Raw genomic sequence first — 1283 nt, 5'->3', positions numbered from 1 at the left:
CGAACGTAGCGATTTCCCCAGCAACAGCTTCGGAAATTTCTGATCCCTCTAGATCATAGGTATAGCTATCGGAAATTTCCAATCTCCTTGGATAATTTGTCGGGGGAACGGCGAACGTAGCGATTTCCCTAGCAACAGCTTCGGAAATTTCTGATCCTCCTGGATCATAGATATAGCTATCGGAAATTTCCAATCCCTCTAGATAATGGGTATAGCTAAATGTGGTATATTTTGAGTCGTCAGAAAATGCCGGGGGACGTAATTGAGGAATTTCTCCACCGAATACCACAGTTCCAGACCAATCTTCAAGTGGCATATATTGTTTAGCCATCGAAATCTCCTTAGTAATTGATAACGGAAAAAAGTGAGAGATTTGAGAGATGGGAGCATCTCATTTATACAAGTGAGTAATTATACTTATCCCTAAAACTGGTTTCTAGCAAGGCTTTCAAAATAGCTTGACATAAAAACCTGATTTAGGGGTTACAAAGGTGAGATGAGAGTTGAGAGATGAGAGATGAGAGATTTAACCTGGATTACACTGATGGACTTAACAAATCAACTCTGCTGTAACTCAATACTACTCAGTCCTCTATGCTAAGATGATCCGAAAAACGCAAGTTTTTAAATTGATGGGCAAAAAAATTTTAACTTTACTCAATAACCAAATAGTTATATATAGATGTTTATTTTTGACAATAAAACCAATATTTTAATTAATTCTCAGGAATTAACCTTTAAAAGTGAATATGTTTGTGACTTTTCTCGCTATTTTCAGAATCGAGAATTTCTCAACGTAGATGCTTTACAACTCAGTGGTGATCATTTTGAAGGGTATCTTTCAAGGATCATCATCGATGAAGTGATGTTAGAATTATCGCAACGTAATTGTTTAACGAATGTTGCGGGAGTAATCCATTCTAAAATGTGGGTTTTTGCGATTCCTGTTCAGGTGAATTCTGTCTTCTTCCAAAATTTGTATCCATTAGAAAATAACTATCTGGGGATTATCCCCCCTAAATCAGAAATTTCCGTTTTTCAACATCCTTTTTCCAATCGTTTTCAGCTTTACGTTCATGATAATTATCTGCAACAATTGTGCCAAACTTTAGAGCTACCAGAAGCAAAAAAGTTTTTAAATTCTTCCGCTTCTTCTATTGTGATTTGCCCATCGGAAAAAATTCGTCATCTCCAACAATCTTGTCATCAACTTTATCGAATGCTATTTAATTTAGATCGTCAACAAATATCTGGGCAAAGAAAAGCATTAAGATTAAATTTTG

General features: G+C 35.8%; 2 pseudogenes. One reads left to right on the top strand and one right to left on the bottom strand.

What is annotated here, in order from left to right:
- A pseudogene (locus PX481_RS09475) lies at positions 1-331 on the bottom strand (hypothetical protein); the annotation flags it as partial.
- Between the two features lie 351 nt (positions 332-682).
- On the opposite strand from PX481_RS09475, the pseudogene PX481_RS09470 reads away from it, so the two are divergent.
- Positions 683-1283: pseudogene (locus tag PX481_RS09470) on the top strand (helix-turn-helix domain-containing protein); the annotation flags it as partial.

The sequence above is a fragment of the Microcystis sp. M53603_WE2 genome (assembly GCF_030065435.1).
The sequence above is the reverse complement of the archived record's forward strand: the minus strand, read 5'-3'. Positions and strand labels throughout refer to the sequence as shown.